General features: G+C 75.7%; 2 protein-coding genes. Both read left to right on the plus strand.

Going from position 1 to position 18,822, the window contains the following annotated elements:
* The first annotated feature begins 7 nt into the window (after positions 1–7).
* The gene (locus ACFVTF_RS22130; protein ID WP_387815767.1) at positions 8–6,352 is read left to right on the plus strand and encodes an amino acid adenylation domain-containing protein; all 6,345 of its coding nucleotides are present in this window, start codon (positions 8–10) and stop codon (positions 6,350–6,352) included.
* Positions 6,349–18,819 (plus strand): amino acid adenylation domain-containing protein, encoded by a 12,471-nt coding sequence (locus ACFVTF_RS22135; protein ID WP_387815769.1) that lies wholly within the window; start codon positions 6,349–6,351, stop codon positions 18,817–18,819. The genes ACFVTF_RS22130 and ACFVTF_RS22135 overlap by 4 nt, the downstream gene beginning before the upstream one ends.
* Positions 18,820–18,822 lie beyond the last annotated feature (3 nt).

Here is an 18,822-nt window from a genome sequence, read left to right on the forward strand (position 1 = left end):
AGCGAACGTGACGATCACCAACGACAGTGTCCTGTCGCCGGCGCAGCAGCGCCTGTGGTTCCTGAACCGCTTCCAGGAGGGCGCCGCCGGCCACACCCACACGGTGGCGCTGCGGCTGGCCGGCGGCCTGGGTCCGGAGCAGCTGCGCGCCGCGCTGGACGCCCTGGTCCGGCGGCATCCGCTGCTGGGCACCGTGCACCGCGAGGCCGAGGGCCGCTGCCGCCCCGAACCCGCCCCCGACGGCGGGGCGTTCGCCGGGCTGCGGCCCGAGCCGGTCGCCCCCGACGAGCTCGACGAGGCGCTGACCCGGGCGGTCGGCCAGGGCCTGGACCTCACCCGGGAGCCCCCGCTGCGGGCCCGGCTGCTGGCCACCGGCCCGGACGCCCACGTGCTGGTCCTGACGGTGCACGAGATCGCGGCCGACGAGCGCTCGCTCGCCGTGATCGTCGACGACCTGGCCCGGGCGTACGCGGCGGCCACCGACCCGGCCGCCCCCGGCAAGACCGAGCCCGCCCCGCAGTACGCCGCGGCCGCCGCCGCCGACCGGGAGCTGAACGGCGCCCCCGAGCGGCCCACCGAGCACGCCGCGGCCGAACTCGCCCACTGGCGCGCCACCCTGGACGGCGCGCCGGCGCAGCTCGACCTGCCCGTAGACCGGCCGCGCCCGGCCGTCACCCGCTACGCCGCCGACGAGTACCGCGGCGAGCTGGACGGCCCGCTGGCCGCGGCCCTCGCCGACCTGGCCGCCGACTGCGGCGCAGGCGTCGAGGCGGTGCTGCACGCCGCCGTCGTGGCGCTGCTCGGCCGCTTCGGCGCCGGCGCCGACGTCCCGCTGATCGGCAGCCTGCCCGGCCGCGACGACGCCCGGCGCGCCGCCGTGGTCGGCCCGCTGGCCAACCCGGTGGTGCTGCGGGTCGTCCGCCGCCCCGGCGCCTCCTTCCGCGAGCTGGTCGGCGACTGCGCGGCGGTCGCCGACACGGCCCGGCGCCACGGCGGCGTCCCGTTCGAGACCGTGGTCGGCGAGCTGCGGCCCGAGCGCGCGCTCAACCGCCACCCGCTGGCCCAGGTGGCCTTCGACCTCGCCGAGGACCTGCCGGCCCGACTCGACTTCGGCCCGCTCGACGCCCAGGTCGCCCAACTGCCGCGCCAGCAGTCCCCGTTCGACCTCCAGCTGCGCTTCCGCAGCGCGCCCGACGGCTCCGGGCTGCGGCTGGCCGCGACCTTCAGCACCGAGCTGTTCGACCCGGCGACCGTCCGGCGGCTCACCGACGCGCTGCCGCGCCTGCTGGCCGCCGTCGTCGCCGCGCCGGACGCCGACCCGGACGGCTACGAGGTGCTGGACCCGGCCGAGCGGCACGCCCTGCTGACCGCGTGGAACGCCACCGACCGGCCGGTGCCCGACGCCGACGTCTCCGCGCTGTTCCGGGCCCGGGCCGCCGCCCAGCCCGCGCGGACCGCCCTGATCGCCGGCGACACCGTGCTCAGCTACGCCGAACTCGACGACCGGGCCGAGCGGCTGGCCGGCGAGCTGCGCCGCCACGGCGCCGCCCCGGGCCGGCTCGTCGCCCTGGCGCTGCCGCGCTCCGCCGACCTCGTCGTCGCCCTGCTCGCGGTGGCCCGCACCGGCGCCGCCTACGTGCCGCTCGACCCCGACTACCCGGCCGACCGGATCGGCTACATCCTCGACCACGCCGCCCCCTCGGCGCTGGTCACCGACAGCGCGACGGCCGGGCGGCTGCCCGCCACCGCCGCCCACCGGGTGCTGCTGGACGACGAGGAGGTGCGCGCCAGGCTGGCCACGGAGCCGGCCGGCCCGCAGGGCCCCGCCGCGACCGCCGCCGACCCGGCCTACGTCATCTACACCTCCGGCTCCACCGGCCGCCCCAAGGGCGTCGTCATCAGCCGCCACGCGCTGACCAACTTCCTGGTCTCGATGGCCGACCTCTTCCCGCTCGCGGCCGAGGACGTCTGGACCTCCGTCACCACGATCGCCTTCGACATCGCCGCCCTGGAGATCTACCTGCCGCTGGTCGGCGGCGCCACCGTGGTCCTCGCCGACCGCGCGACCGTCACCGACCCCGCCGGGCTGGGCGCCCTGGTCGGCCGCACCGGCACCACGATCATGCAGGCCACCCCCAGCCTCTGGCAGGCCCTGTGCGACGAAGTCCCGCAGGCGCTGGGCGGCCTGCGGATGCTGGTCGGCGGGGAGGCCCTGCCGACCGCCCTCGCCGAGCGGATGCGCGCGCTCGGCAGCGAGGTCACCAACCTGTACGGGCCCACCGAGACCACCATCTGGTCCACCGCCGCCCGCCTGGACGACCGCCCCGGCGCGCCGACCATCGGCCGGCCGATCGGCAACACCCGGGTCCGGGTCCTCGACGAGGCGCTGCGCCTGGTGCCGATCGGCGCCGCCGGCGAGCTGTACATCGCCGGGGACGGCGTCGGCACCGGCTACCTGCACCGCGAGGACCTCACCCGGGACCGCTTCCTGCCCGACCCGTACGGCGCCGAGGGCGAGCGCATGTACCGCACCGGCGACATCGTCCGCTGGGCCGCCGACGGCAACCTGGAGTACGTCGGCCGCGCCGACTTCCAGCTGAAGGTCCGCGGCTTCCGGATCGAGCCCGGCGAGATCGACGCCGTCCTGGAGCAGCACCCCGCGGTGGCCCGCGCCGTCACCGTCGCCCGCGAGTACGCGGCCGGCGACACCCGGCTGGTCTCCTACGTGGTGCCGGCCGGCGAAGGCGGTGCCGACCCGGCCGGACTGCGCGCACACGCCGCCGCCACGCTGCCCGGCTACATGGTCCCGGCCGTGGTGGTGCCGATCCCCGAGATCCCGCTGACCCCCAACGGCAAGACCGACCGGGCCGCGCTCCCGGACCCGGGCACCGCCGCGACCGGCAGCGGGCACGGGCCGCGCAGCGCCCGCGAGGAGCAGCTCTGCGACCTGTTCTGCGAGGTGCTCGGCGTCGCCTCGATCGGCGTCGACGACAGCTTCTTCGACCTCGGCGGCCACTCCCTGCTCGCCACCCGGCTGATCGGGCGCATCCGCTCGGTGCTGGACGTCGAGGTGCCGATCCGCACCCTGTTCGAGTCGCCCACCGTCGCCGGGCTGGCCGGCCGGCTGGGCAGCGAGCCCGCCCGCCGGGCCGGGCTGGTGCCGGTCGACCGGGACCGGCCGCTGCCGCTCTCCTACGGCCAGCAGCGGCTCTGGTTCCTGTACGACTACGAGTCCCAGGGCACCGAGTACAACTCGCCGCTCGGCCTGCGGCTGACCGGGCCGCTCGACCGGGACGCCCTCGGGCGCGCCGTCGACGCCCTGGTGGCCCGGCACGAGGCGCTGCGCACCACCTTCGCCACCGAGGGCGGCCAGGGCGTGCAGGTCGTCCACGCCCCGGCCCACCGGCCGGTGCGCTTCACCGACCTCGCGGCCGAGGGACGCGTCGACGACCTGGACCAGCTGCTGCGCACCGAGCTGAGCCGCTCCTTCGACCTGCGCGGCGGCCCGCTGCTGCGCCCCTGGCTGATCCGGCTGGCCGACGCCGAGCACCTGCTCGTCCTCGACATGCACCACGTCGTCACCGACGGCTGGTCCAAGGAGGTGATGGCCCGCGAGCTCGTCGCCCTGCTCGGCCAGGAGGCCACCGGCCGGCCCGCCGCGCTGAGCGAACTGCCCCTGCAGTACGCCGACTTCGCCGTGCACCAGCACGGCGAGCGGGGCGCCCGGGAGGCCGCCGACCTCGACTACTGGAAGCGCCGGCTGGACGGCGTGGTGCCGCTGGAGCTGCCGACCGACCGGCCCCGGCCCGCCACCCGCGCCACCCGGGGCGCCGGCCACTCCTTCGAGCTGAGCCCCGAGCTGGTGGCCGCCCTCACCCGGCTCTGCCGCCGGGAGGGCGTCACCCTGTTCACCGTCCTCACGGCGGGCGTCCAGCTGCTGCTGTCCCGGTACGCGCGCCAGCGCGACGTCGCGGTGGGCACCATCGTCTCCGGCCGCGAGCACAGCGAACTGGAGGACGTGCTCGGCTTCTTCGTCAACACGCTGGTGCTGCGCGCCCGGACCGCCCCCGACACGACCGTCGGGGCCTTCCTGGCCGACGTCCGGCAGGGCGTGCTGGAGGCCTTCACCCACCAGCACCTGCCGTACGACCGGCTGATCGACGAGCTCAAGCCGGACCGCGACCCCAGCCGCACCCCGCTGATCCAGGCCGCGCTGATGCTCAAGCGGGCCCAGGACACGCTGCCCGGCCCGGACGGCCTGCGGGTCGAGGAGAGCGCCCTGCCGCGGATGCACGCGCTGTTCGACATCGGCTTCGAGTTCGAGGAGCGCGACGGCCGGCTCGGCGGCCTGGTCGAGTACAGCACCGCGCTCTTCGACCCGGAGACCGTCGCCCGGATCGCCCGCCACCTCACCGTGCTGCTGGAGGGCATGGCGGCGGCCGACCCGGACCGGCTCGTCGACGAGCTGCCGCTGATGGACGAGCAGGAACGCCGGCTGGTCACCACCGGCTGGAACGCCACCGCGACCGGCGCCCGGTTCCACACCGCGACCGTCCACGGCCTGGTCGCCGACCAGGCCCGGCGCACCCCGGACGCCGCGGCCGTCACCACCGAGGACCGCAGCCTGACCTTCGCCGAACTCGACGCGCTGACGGACGCGCTGGCCCACCGGCTGGCCGACCGCGGCGTCGGCCCGGGCACCGTCGTCGGCGTCCGCACCCGGCGCGCCGCCGAGATGACGATCGCCCAGCTCGCCGTGCTCAAGGCCGGCGGCGCCTACCTGCCGCTCGACCCGGAACTGCCCGACGACCGGACGGTCTACGTGCTCCAGGACGCCGGCGTGCCGGTGCTCCTCACCCAGCGCGACCTGCCCGGGCCCGAGGCGCCGGACGGCGTCGAGGTGCTGTACGTCGAGGACACCGGGCCCGGCACGCACGACGGGCCGCCCGAGGTCGCCGTCGGCCCGTCCGACCTCGCGTACGTGATCTACACCTCGGGCTCCACCGGCAAGGCCAAGGGCGTGCTGATCGAGCACCGCGGCGTGGTCAACCTGTGCGACTGGTACCGGGACTTCTTCGACGCCGGGCCCGGCGACCGGGCCACCCAGATGGTGCCGCCCGGCTTCGACCCGACGGTGCTGGAGCAGTGGGGCGCCCTCGCCTGCGGCGTGGAGATCCGGTTCGCCTCCGACCGCGTCCTGGAGGACCCGCACCTGCTCGCGGCCTGGATCGTCGAGGAGGGGATCACCCTCATCCTCATCCCGGCCCCGCGCCTGGAGGGCCTGCTCGACCAGCCCGCGCTGCACCAGGGCCGGGTGCGCCACATCCTCACCGGCGCCGACGTGGTGCGCCGCCGGCTGCCGCGCGGCTCGACGATGGCGCTGTCCAACCTGTACGGCCCGACCGAGACCACCGTGCTCACCACCGGCACGGTGCTGGAGGCGGAGGAGGACGCCCCGGTCGGGCGGCTGCCCTCGATCGGCCGGCCCGTCGCCAACACCACCGGCTACGTGCTCGACGAGCACCGCGTGCCCGTCCCGGTGGGCGTGCCCGGCGAACTGTACGTCGGCGGCGCCGGGGTGGCCCGCGGCTACCTGGGCCGCCCGGAGCTCACCGAGGAGCGGTTCGTCCCGGACCACCTCGCCGCCACCGCCGGCGCGCGGCTCTACCGCACCGGCGACCTGGTCCGCTGGCTGCCCGACGGCACGCTCGAATTCCTCGGGCGGATCGACAACCAGGTCAAGGTGCGCGGCTACCGGATCGAGCTGGGCGAGATCGAGACCGCGCTGCTCGACGACGAGAGCGTCGAGCAGACCGCGGTGGTCGCCCGGACCGGGCCGTCCGGGCAGACCGCGCTGACCGGCTACGTGGTGCCCGCGGACGGCACCGCCGACCCGGAGAAGATCCGGGCCCGGCTCGCCGAGCGGCTGCCCGGCTACATGGTCCCGCCGGTCGTCATCGTCCTGGACGCGTTCCCGATGACCACGAGCGGCAAGATCGACCGGCGGGCGCTGCCGGAGCCGGAGGAGCAGCGGCCGGCCGCCGAGCCCACCGCGCCCCGGGACGAGACCGAGGCGGCGCTGGCCGGGATCTGGGCCGAGGTGCTGGGCGTGCCCGTCGTGGGGGCCGAGGACAACGTCTTCGACCACGGCGCCAACTCGGTGCTCACCCTCCAGGTCACCGCCCGGATCCGGGAGGTGTTCGGCGTCGGGGTCTCGGCCCGGCACGTGTTCGCCGCCCGCACCGTGGCGGCCCTCGCGGACCAGGTCCGCAAGCAAGTACTCGAAGACGTGCGCCGGACACCGGCGGACCGGACGACGACGCGCGGTGGCGCGCGGGGGAGCAACCGATGACAGACCAGCGACACAGCGAGGGCCAGGACGCCGACGAGATCCTGCGGCAGCGCCTGGCGGCCGCCGGCGGCGGCGACCGCGACGCGATCCGGCCCGGCGGCGACGGCCCGGCCCCGCTCTCCTTCGGCCAGGAACGCCTCTGGTTCCTCCAGGAGTTCGAGACCGACGCGGTCGAGTACACCACCTCCTTCGGCCTCCGGCTGCGCGGCGGCCTCGACCTGGCCGCGCTGCGCACCGCGCTGACCGGCCTGGTCGAGCGGCACGAGCCGCTGCGCACCGTCTTCACCACCGAGGACGGCGTGGCCCGCCAGGAGGTGCGGCCCGCCTACGCCCCGGACACCGAGCCGGTGGACCTGAGCGCGCTGGGCGCCGAGGAGCGCGAGGCCGAGTTCGCCGCGCTGCTGCGCCGCGAACTCGCCACCCCCTTCGACCTCGCCAGCGGCCCGCTGCTGCGCTCCACGGTCGTGCGGCACGGCCCGGACGACCACGCGCTCTTCCTCAACCTGCACCACATCGCCGCCGACGGCTGGTCCAAGGGCCTGCTGACCGGCGAGCTCGGCGAGCTCTACCGGGCCGCCGTCGAGGGCCGCCCGCACACCCTCGCCCCGCTGCCGGTCAGCTACCGCGACTACTCCCGCTGGCAGCGCGAGCGCTGCACCGAAGACCGCCTGGCCGGGCAACTGGACTACTGGCGCGACGAGTTGGCGGACATCCAGCCGCTGGAGCTGCCCACCGACCGGCCCCGCCCGGCGGTGCGCACCACCGTCGGCGCCCTGCACACCTTCCAGGTCGACGCCGAGGTCGCCACCGGCCTCGACACGCTCGGCGCCGAACGCGGCACCACGCTCTTCGCCGTGCTCGCCGCCGCCACCCAGGTCCTGCTGGCCCGGCACACCGGCCAGCGCACCGTCGGGCTGGGCACCGTGTCGGTCGGCCGCGACCGCACCGAACTGGAGTCGCTGGTCGGCTTCTTCGTCAACACCCTGGTCCTGCACGGCCGGATCGACCTGGACGAGGACTTCGGCGACCTGCTGGAGCGCACCACCGACCAGCTCTGGGACGCCCTCAGCAACCAGGACGTCCCCTTCCACCGCCTGGTGGACGAGATCCAGCCCGAGCGCGACCCGAGCCGCACCCCGCTGGTGCAGGCCGCCCTCGTGCTCCAGAACGACCCCGGCGCCCTGCCCGACTTCGGCGGCCCGGCCGTCGAGGAGTTCCGCGCGCCCTCGGTGTCCTCCATCTTCGACCTGACGCTGGAGTTCACCCCGGCCGCCGACGGCACGCTGGGCGGGACGGTCGAGTACAACACCGACCTGTTCGACGCCTCGACCATCGACGCGCTCTGCACCCGGCTGCTGCTCCTGCTCGCGGGCGTCGCCGCCGACGCCGACCGCCCGGTCGGCGACCTGCCGCTGCTCAGCGCCGCCGAACTCGACACCGTCACCCGCGACTGGGCCGAGAACCGGGTGCCCTACCCGGCCGACCGGACCGTCCACGCGCTGGTCGCCGAGCAGGCCGCGGCCACCCCCGACGCCGTCGCCGTCACCGCCGCCGAAGGCGAGCTGACCTACCGTCAGCTCGACGAGCGGGCCGACCGGTTGGCCCGGCTGCTGCTCGACCACGGCGCCCGCCCCGGCCAGCACGTCGCGGTCTGCCTGCCCCGCGGCACCGGCCTGGTCGTCGCCCTGCTGGCCGTGCTCAAGGCCGGCTGCGCCTACGTCCCGCTGGACCCGGACTACCCGGCCGACCGGCTGGAGTTCATGCTCGCGGACACCGGGGCCGCGCTCTGCGTCACCGACCGGGAGCTGCTCGAACGGCTGCCCGACCTGGCCGTCCCGGCCCTGCTGCCCGCCGAGCGCACCGCCGAGCTGGCCGCCCTCCCGGCCGGGCCGCCGGCCACCGACGCGGGGCCGCAGAGCGCCGCCTACGTCATCTACACCTCCGGCTCCACCGGCCGGCCCAAGGGCGTCGTGGTCGAGCACCGCTCCATCGTCCGGCTGGTCCACGGCGCCGACTACGCCCCGCTGGCGGCCGACGACGTGGTGGCGCAGGTCGCCGACGCCACCTTCGACGCGGCGACCTTCGAGTTCTGGGGCCCGCTGGTGGCCGGGGCGCGGATCGCCGTCATCACCAAGGACGTCCTGCTCGACCCGCCGGCCTTCGCCGCCGCGCTGCGCTCGACCGGCGCCACCGCGATGTTCCTCACCGCCGGCGTCTTCAACCAGGTCGTCGGCCTGGAGCCCACCGCCTTCGGCGGCATGCGCCACCTGGTGGTCGGCGGCGAGGCGCTCAACCCGCGCCGGATCGCCGAACTGCTGGCCGGCGGCGCCCCGCCGCAGCGGCTGGTCAACGGCTACGGCCCGACCGAGACCACCACCTTCGCCGTCTCCCACCTGATCCGCGAGACCGACGGCGTGCGCGCCATCCCGATCGGACGCCCGATCTCCAACACGGCGGTGTACGTCCTCGACGAGCGCCGCCGCCCCGTCCCGCCCGGCACGCCCGGCGAGCTGTGGATCGCCGGCCCCGGCGTCGCCCGCGGCTACCTGGGCCGCCCGGAGCTGACCGAGGAGCGCTTCCAGCCCTCGCCGTTCGCGGCGGAGCCCGGCGAGCGGATGTACCGCACCGGGGACGTGGTGCGCTGGGCCGACGGCCTGGTCGAGTACCTCGGCCGCGCCGACACCCAGGTCAAGGTCCGCGGCTACCGGATCGAGCCCGGCGAGGTCGAAGCCGTCCTGGAGTCCCACCCCGCGGTGGCCGAGGCCCTGGTGGTCGCGCTCGCGGACGGCGACCACAAGCGGCTGGTCGGCTACCTGCGGGCCGAGCCCGGCGCCGTCATCCCGCCGCAGGACCTGCGCGCCTTCGCCGAGCAGCGGCTGCCCTCCTACAGCATCCCGACCGCCTTCGCCACCCTCGACGCCTTCCCGCTCACCTCCAACGGCAAGGTCGACGTCCGGGCCCTGCCGGCGCCGGACGCCCCGCTGGAGCGGGAGGACTACCGGGCCCCCGAGGACCCGGCCGAGCAGGCGCTCGCCGAGGTCTGGTCGGAGGTGCTCGGCATCGGCAAGGTCGGCGTCGACGACAACTTCTTCGAACTCGGCGGCGACTCCATCCTGAGCATCCAGGTGGTCGCCCGCGCCCGCCGGGCCGGACTCGTCATCACTTCGAAGGACATCTTCTCCCGGCAGTCGCTCGCCGACCTCGCCCGCGCCGCCCGCCCGGTGGAGGAGGCCCCGGTCGTCCAGGCCGACGCCGACGACCACGAGCCGGCCCCGCTCGGCCCCGTCCAGGAGTGGTTCTTCGCCCACCACACCCGCGGCGCCCACCACTTCAACCAGTCCGTGCTGATCACCCTGGACGGCGCGGTCGACGAGCCCGCGCTGGCCCGCGCCCTGGCCGGCCTCGTCCGCCGGCACGAGGCCCTGCGCACCCGCTTCGCCACCGGCCCCGACGGCCGGCGGGTCCAGACCGTCACCGCGCCGGACGCCGACGCCGTGCCGGCCGAGCCCCGGATCGAGCGGATCACCCTCGACCAGGCCGCCCCCGGGGAGCGCGCCGCCGCCATGCGCACCCTCGCCGAGGCCGCGCAGGCCTCGCTGGACCCGGCCGAAGGGCCGCTGGTGCGCACCCTGCTGTTCGACCACGGCGCCGGCGAGCCCGCGCGGCTGCTGGTCACCGTGCACCACCTCGCCGTGGACGGCGTCTCCTGGCGGATCCTCCTGGAGGACCTGGAGAGCGCCTACCGGCAGGCCGTCCGCGGCGAGGACGTCGACCTCGGCCCGGCCAGCACCTCCTACCGCGGCTGGGCGCGCCGCCTCGCCGCCTTCACCCGGGACGGCGGCCTGGACGGCGAACTGGCGCACTGGGCCCGCCCGGTGCCGGCCGGCTCCGCCGACCTGCCCACCGACCGGGAGGGCCGCAACAGCGTCGGCGACACCCGCGCCGTCTCGGCCGGCCTCGACGCCGAGCGCACCCGGCAACTGCTCCAGGACGTGCCCGCTGTCTACCGCACCCAGGTCAACGACGTCCTGCTGACCGCGCTCGGCCGCGCGCTCGCCCGCTTCACCGGCCGGGCCCGCACCCTGATCACCCTGGAGGGCCACGGCCGCGAGGAGATCCTGGAGGGCACCGACGTCTCCCGGACGGTCGGCTGGTTCACCTCGATCTTCCCGGTGCTGCTGGAGTCCCCGGCCGACCGGCCGCTCGGCCGGCTCATCCGCGACACCAAGGAACTGCTGCGCGCCGTGCCCGGCCGCGGCGCCGGCTACGGCCCGCTGCGCTACCTGCGCGGCGACCAGCCGCAGGCCGCCGCCCTGGCCGCGGCGCCGCAGCCCCAGGTCAGCTTCAACTACCTCGGCCAGTGGAGCGACGCCGCGGCCGGGAGCGAGCTGTTCCGCGCCGTCGAACCCGACTACGGCCTGGACCACCACCCGGACGAGGAGCGGCCGCACCTGCTGGACATCGTCGGCGAGGTCCGGCACGGCGTGCTGACCTTCGACTTCCACTACGCGCCGCAGCGCCACGACCAGGCCACCGTGCAGCGGCTCGCCGACGACTTCGCGGCGGCCCTGACCGAACTCGTCGAGCACTGCCTGACCCCCGGCGCCGGCGGCGCCACCCCCGGCGACTTCCCGCTGCTCACCCTCGACCAGGAGACCGTCGACCGGCTGGTGCCGGCCGGCTCCACCGTCGAGGACATCCACCCGCTGACCCCGATGCAGAGCGGGATGCTCTTCCACACCCTCAACCAGGACGGCGTCGGTGCCTACTCCGACCACGTCGCCTTCCGGCTGGAGGGCGTCCGCGACGTCGACGCGCTGGCCGCCGCCTGGCAGCACGTGGTCGACCGCACCCCCGCGCTGCGCACCCGGCTGGTCTGGGACGGCGTCCCCGAGCCCGTCCAGGTGGTCGAGCGCTCCGCCCGGCTGACCGTCCGCCGCCTCGACTGGACCGGCCTGCCCGCCGCCGAACTGGACCGCCGGCTCAAGGCGCTGATCGACGAGGAGCGCGCCACCGGGATCGAGCTGTCCCGGGCGCCGCTGATGCGCCTCGCCCTCGCCCGCGAGGACGAGCGGACCGTCCGCGTCGTGTGGACCTTCCACCACGCCGTCCTGGACGGCTGGAGCACCTCGCACCTGTTCGCCGACCTCTTCGCCGCCTACCAGGCGCTCACCGACGGCAGGGGCAAGGCCCCGGCGCTGCCCGAGCGCCGGCCGTTCCGCGACTACGTCGCCTGGCTGGCCCGGCAGGACAAGGACGCGGCCGCCGCCCACTGGAGCGCCCTGCTCGGCGACCTGGACGCGCCGACCCAGCTGCCCTTCGGCCGCTCGGTGCCCCAGGGCCACGAGTCCCAGTCCGCCGGGCAGGTCCGGGTGGGCCTGTCCGGCGCCGAGACCGACGCGCTGGTCGCGATGGTCCGCCGCCACCGGCTCACCCTCAACACCGCCGTCCAGGGCGCCTGGGCGATCCTGCTGGCCCGCCACTCCGGGCAGCGCGACGTCTGCTTCGGCACCACCGTGGCCGGCCGCCCGACCGAGCTGCCGGGCGCCGACACCATGGTCGGCAACCTGCTCAACACCCTGCCGCTGCGCACCGAGGTCGACCAGGACGCCCCGCTGGTGGAGTGGCTGGCGGCCCTCCAGGCCGAGCAGGCCGAATCCCGGCGCTTCGAGTACTCCTCGATCGCCGAGATCCAGCGCAGCAGCAAGGTCCCGCGCGGCAGCGCGCTGTTCCAGACCCTGGTGGTGTTCGAGAACTACCCTGGCAACGGGGCCGCCGCCGAACGCCACGGACTGCGGCTCAGCGACGTCCGCGCCGTCGACACCACCAGCTTCACGCTGGACCTCACCGCCTACGACGACGACGGCTCGCTGACCCTGCTGCTCTCCTACGACCCGGCGCTCTACGACCGCGCCCAGGCCGAGGTGCTGGCCGACCAGCTCGCCGTCCTGCTCGGCAGCATGCCCACCGCCCCCGGCCAGCGGGTCGGCGACGTCCCGATGCTGTCGCTGCGCGCCCGCGACCGCGTCCTGTACGAGTGGAACGACACCGGTACCCCGGGTGCCGACGCCTGCCTGCACGAGCTGATCGCCGAGCAGGCGCAGCAGACCCCGGACGCCGAGGCGGTGGTCTTCGAGGAGACCGTGCTGACCTACGCGGAACTGGAGGCCCGCGCCAACCGGCTGGCCCAGCACCTCGTCGGCCAGGGCATCGGCCCGGAGACCGTCGTCGCCATCTGCCTGGACCGCGGCCCGGACACCGTCGTCGCCGCCCTCGGCGTCCTCAAGGCCGGCGCCGCCTACCTGCCGCTGGACCCCACGCACCCCGCCGAGCGGCTGCGCCTGGTGCTGGACGACAGCGCCGCCGCGATGCTCGTCACCCAGCGGGACCTCGCCGAGCGGCTCCCGCTCTGCGACGCGACCGTGCTCTGCCTGGACGCCGACCGCGAGGAGATCGACAGCTGGCCCGCCGAGGCGCCCAGCACCGAGGTGACCCCGGACAACCTCGCCTACGTCATCTACACCTCCGGCTCCACCGGCAAGCCCAAGGGCGTCACGGTCGAGCACCGCAGCGTCGCCCGGGCCGCCGCGGCCTGGCGCGAGGCCTACCGGCTCGACCGCGGCCCCGTCCGCCAGCTCAACCTCGCCAGCATGGCCTTCGACGTCTTCGTCTCCGACCTGACGCACGCGCTGACCGCCGGCGGCGCCCTGGTGCTCTGCCCGAAGGACGCCACCACCGACCCGGTGCGCCTGCTCGACCTGATGGAGCGCCAGCGCGTCACCCACGTCGAGACGGTGCCCTCGCTGGCCAACGCGCTGGCCGACGAGGCCGCCCGCAGCGGCCGGGCCTTCCCGCCGCTGCGCTACCTGGCCGTCGGCTCGGACAACTGGCGCACCGACGACTGCCGGCGGCTGCTGAAGAGCGTCGCCCCCGGCACCGTCGTGCTCAACTCCTACGGCGTCACCGAGGCCACCGTCGAGTCCTCGTACTTCACCGTCACCCCGCAGAGCCTGCCGGACGTCGCGTCCGTGCCGATCGGCCGGCCCATCCCGGGCACCCGGATGTACGTCCTGGACGCGGACCTGGAGCCGCTGCCGGTCGGCGTCGTCGGCGAGCTCTTCCTCGGCGGCACCGGCGTCACCCGGGGCTACCTGGGCCGCCCCGACCTCACCGAGGAGCGCTTCTCCGCCGACCCGTTCACGCCCCACCCCGACGGCCGGCTCTACCGCACCGGCGACCAGGCCCGCTTCCTGCCCACCGGCGACGTCGAGTTCCTCGGCCGCGGCGACGACCAGGTCAAGATCCGCGGGTTCCGGGTGGAACTCGCCGAGATCGAGGCCGTCCTGCGCCGCCACCCCGACGTCCTGGAGGCCGTCGCCGCGCTGCGCTCCGAGCCGGGCGCCGTCCTGACCGGGTACGTCGTGCCCCGGCCCGGCACCGCACCGGAGAGCGCCGAACTGCGCCGCTACCTGGAGGGCTCGCTGCCCCGCCACATGGTGCCGCAGGCCTTCGTCCGGCTCGACCGGCTGCCGCTGAACGCCAACGGCAAGGTGGACCGGCGGGCGCTGCCGGCCGCGGCCGCCGACGACCGCCCGGTCACCACCAGGACGGCCCCCCGCAACCCCGCCGAGCAGGCGCTCGCCGGGCTCTGGGCGGAGGTCTTCCGGGTGCCCGAGGTCGGCGTCGACGACAACTTCTTCGACCTGGGCGGTGACTCGATCCTGAGCATCCAGGTCGTCTCCCGGGCGCGGCAGTTGGGACTGCGCCTCAGCTCGCAGGACATCTTCAGCCACCAGACCATCGCCGGGATCGCCGCCGCGATCTCGACCCACGAACCCGAGGAGCCGGCCGGCGTGAACACCGAACCCGTCACCGGAAGGGCGCCGCTGACCCCGATCCAGCGCGCCTTCTTCCACCACCACACCGAGGCCCCCCAGCACAGCACCATGTCCGTGCTGGCCGAGCTGCGCGAACTCCCCGACGAGGCGCACCTGCGCACCGCGCTCGACGCGCTCCTCACCCACCACGACGCCCTGCGCACCCGCTTCCGCACCGTCTACGGCCGCTGGCAGCAGGAGATCGCCGCCCCCGGCGACGGCTGGCCGCTGGAGCGGCTGGACCTCACCCTGGAGGCCGACCCGGAGGGCGCGCTGCTGGCCGCCGCCACCGCCGCCCAGTCCGGCTTCGACCTGGCCGAGGGCCCGCTGGTGCGGGCCGTGCTGGCCGACCTCGGCGGCACCGCCGGCGCCCGGCTCTTCCTCACCGCCCACCACCTGGTGGTCGACGCGGTCTCCTGGCAGACCCTGCTCGGCGACCTGGAGACGGTCTACCGGCAGGCCGCCGAGGGCCGTCCGGTCGACCTCGGCCCGCGCGGCACCTCCTTCCTCGACTGGTCCCGCCGGCTCTCCGAGCACACCGCGGTCGGCGGCTTCGACGAGGAGCTGGACCACTGGTTCGCGGCCGGCCGCGCCGGCGGCGAGCCGCTGCCCGCCGACCTCACCGGCACCCCGACCGTCGCCACCGCCGCCGCCGTCCGGGTCGGCCTGGACGCGGAGAGCACCGACGCGCTGCTGCGCGAGGTCCCCGCGGTCTACCGCACCCAGGTCAACGACGTGCTGCTGACCGCGCTCGCCCGGGTGCTCGCCGACTGGACCGGCCGCTCCGCCGTCCTGGTGGACCTGGAGGGCCACGGCCGCGAGGAGATCTTCGACGACGTCGACCTGAGCCGCACCACCGGCTGGTTCACCACCTCCTTCCCGGTCGCCCTGGACACCGCCGACGGCGCCGACTGGGGCGCCCGGCTCCGCTCCGTCAAGGAGCAGCTGCGGGCCGTCCCCCAGCGCGGCATCGGCTACGGCGCGCTGCGCCACCTCAGCCCGGCCGGGGCGCCCGGCGAGCTGCTCGCCGAAGGCCCCCGCGCCCAGGTCGGCTTCAACTACCTCGGCCGGGTCGTCGACGGCCACGACGGCGGCCTGCTGCACGACGTGCGGCTCGGTTACGGCACCGAGCAGGCGCCCGGGGAACTGCTGGAGTACCCGCTCGACATCGTGGCGTACGTGCGCGACGGCAAGCTCGGCTTCGAGCTGTTCCACTCCACCGCGACCCACACCACCGAGACCGTCCAGCGGGTCGGCGACCAGCTGGTCGAGGCCCTGCGCGGGATCGTCGCGCACTGCCGCGAGGCCGGCGCCGCCGCCTCCGGGGCCACCCCCTCGGACTTCCCGCTCGCCCGGGTGGACCAGCCGCTGCTGGACGAGCTGACCGCCCTGGGCCGGATCGCCGACCTCTACCCGGCCACGCCGATGCAGCACGGCCTGCTGTTCCACAGCCTCACCGAGGAGGGCGAGGGCGTCTACCTCGGCCAGCTGTCCTTCCTGCTGGAGGGCGGCGTGGACGCGGACGCCTTCGCCGAGGCCTGGCAGCGCCTCGCCGACCGGACCCCGATGCTGCGCACCGCCTTCGCCCGGGTCGACACCGACCAGCCGCTCCAGGTGGTCCGCGAGCACGTCACCGTCCCCGTCGAGCGGCTGGACTGGAGCGCCCTGCCGGCGGCCGAGCGCGAGCAGCGGTTCGCCGCGTACCTCGCCGAGGACCGCACCCGCGGCATCGACCTGGCCGTGGCGCCGCTGATGCGCCTGGCCCTGATCGACGAGCCGGACGGCGCCCTGCGGGTCGTCTGGACCTCGCACCACCTGCTGCTGGACGGCTGGAGCAGCGCCGAACTGGTCTCCGAGGTGGTCGACGACTACCTCCGGCTCACCGGCCACGACCGGCCCGGCCCGGCCGCCCGCCGCCCGTTCCGCGACTACGTCGCCTGGCTCGGCGAGCAGGACCTGGCCGACGCCGAGCGCTACTGGCGCGGGCTGCTGGACGGCTTCACCGCCCCGACCGCGCTGCCGGCCGACCGGGCCGGCGAGGAGGCGGCCCGCCAGGGCAGCGAGGCGACCAGCGTCTTCCAGCTGGAGCCCGAGGTCTCCGAGCGGCTCGCCGAGGTCGCCCGGCGCCACCGGCTCACCACCAACACGCTCGCCCAGGGCGCCTGGGCGCTGACGCTCTCGCGCTACGCGGGGGAGCGGGAGGTCTGCTTCGGCTCGGCCGTCTCCGGCCGCCCCGCCGACCTGCCCGACGTCGAGTCGATGATCGGCCTGTTCATCAACAACCTGCCGGTGCGGGTCGAGGTCCGCCCCGAGCAGCCCGTCCTCGACTGGCTGGGCGACCTCCAGCGCGACCAGGTCCAGGCCCGCAGCTACGAGTACGTCTCGCTGGCCCAGATCCGCGGCTGGACCGGGCTGCCCGCCGGGGTCGACCTGTTCGACAGCTACGTGGTCGTCGAGAACTACCCCTTCGACGGCGAACTGGGCTCCGACCAGGGCATCCGGATCCGCGACGTGCGCTCCCAGGAGCCCACCAGCTACGCCATGGTGCTCGCGGTCTTCGCCGGCGAGCAGCTCTCCTTCCGGCTCGCCTACGACCCCGGGCTCTTCGACGCCGACACCGCCGACCGGGTCACCGGCGACCTGCGCGCCCTGCTGGAGGAGATCGCGGCCGAGCCCGAGCGCACCCTCGCCGAGCTGCGCGCGCTGGCCCCCGCCCACCGGGAGCGGCTGCTCACCGGCCACAACGAGACCGCCACCCCGCTCACCACCGACGCCCTGGTGCCCGAGCGGTTCGCCCGCCAGGCCGCCGCCACCCCGCAGGCCGTCGCCCTGGTCCACGGCGGCGAGCGGATCACCTTCGCCGAGCTGGACGAGCGGGCCAACCGGCTCGCCCACCACCTCGCCGACCGGGGCGTCGGCCCCGAGGTGCCGGTCGCGGTCTGCCTGCGGCGCGGCCCCGGCCTGATCACCGCGCTGCTCGCGGTGCTCAAGGCGGGCGGCGTCTACACCCCGCTGGACCCGGCCGCCCCGGCCGAGCGCCTGCGGCTGCTGGTCGAGGACGTCAAGCCCCGAGTGGTGATCGCCGACGAGGCCGCGAGCACCACGCTGGCGCTGCCCGCCGACGTCTCCCTGGTCGTCCCGGAGCGCGAGCGGGACGCGATCGCGGCCCGGCCCGCCACCGCCCCCGACCCGGACCTCGCCCCGGAGCACGCCGCCTACGTCATCCACACCTCCGGCTCCACCGGCAAGCCCAAGGGCGTGCTGGTCGAGCACGGCAGCCTGGCGAACCTGCTCGACAGCCACCTGCGGACGGTCTTCGAGCCGCTGCGCGAGGCCTGCGGCGACCGGCAGGTCCGGGTCGCCCACCTGGCGCCCGCGTCCTTCGACGCCTCCTGGAACCCGGTGCTGTGGATGGTCGCCGGCCACGAACTGCACCTGGTCGACGACGAGGTGCGGCGCGACGCGCACGCCCTGGTCGCCTACCGCGCCGAGCAGCGGATCGACTTCCTGCAGACCACCCCGTCCTGGTTCCGCCAGCTCGACGACGCCGGACTGCTCGCCCCCGGCAGCCACCCGCTGCGCGGCGCGGCGCTCGGCGGCGAGGCGATCGGCCAGGCCCAGTGGGACCGGCTGCGGGCCCAGTCCGACCTGATCGCCTACAACTTCTACGGGCCCACCGAGGCCACCGTGGACGCGTTGGTCTGCCGGGTCGCCGACAGCCCCCGGCCCGTCCTCGGCCTGCCCGTCCAGAACGTCCGGGCCTACGTCCTGGACCCGGAGCGCAACCTCGCCCCGGTCGGCGCGCCCGGCGAGCTGTACCTGGCCGGCGACGGCCTCGCCCGCGGCTACCTGGGCCGCCCCGACCTGACCGAACAGGCCTTCCTGGCCGCGCCGTTCGACCCCAAGGAGCGGCTGTACCGCACCGGCGACCGGGTCCGCCGGCTGTCCGACGGCCGGCTGGAGTTCCTCGGCCGGCTCGACGACCAGGTCAAGCTGCGCGGCTACCGGATCGAGCCGGGCGAGATCACCGCGGCCCTGGACGCCCACCCGGGCGTCGCCGAGTCCGTCGTCCTGGTCCGCGGCGAGGCCGAGCACGCCCGCCTGGTCGCCTACCTGCGGCCGGCCGCGGGCGGCGTCCCCGGCGCCGCCGAGCTCGCCGGCTACCTCGCCGAGCGGCTCCCGGCCCACCTGGTGCCGGCCGCCTTCGTCGAGGTGGAGTCCTTCCCGCTCACCCGGCACGGCAAGATCGACCGGGCCGCGCTGCCCGACCCCGCCGAGACGGTCGTCGAGGCCGCCGAGGAGTGGGTGGAGCCGCGCGACGAGACCGAGAAGCTGATCGCCGCGATCTGGTCCGAGACCCTGCACGTGGAGCGGGTCGGCGCGCACGACAGCTTCTTCGCCCTCGGCGGGCAGTCCCTGACCAGCGTGCAGGCGATCACCAGGATCAAGCAGACCTTCGGCATCCGGATCGCCTTCCGCAGCCTCCTGGAGAACCCCACCGTGGCGGGGGTGGCGCGACTCGTCGAGGACGCGCTGCTGGAGGAACTGGAGCGAGAGGCCGCGCGCCAGTCGGCGCCGGCGGCGGAGTAGGGG

This window comes from Kitasatospora sp. NPDC057940 (genome assembly GCF_042887425.1).
In the GTDB taxonomy this organism is placed as follows: Bacteria; Actinomycetota; Actinomycetes; order Streptomycetales; family Streptomycetaceae; genus Kitasatospora.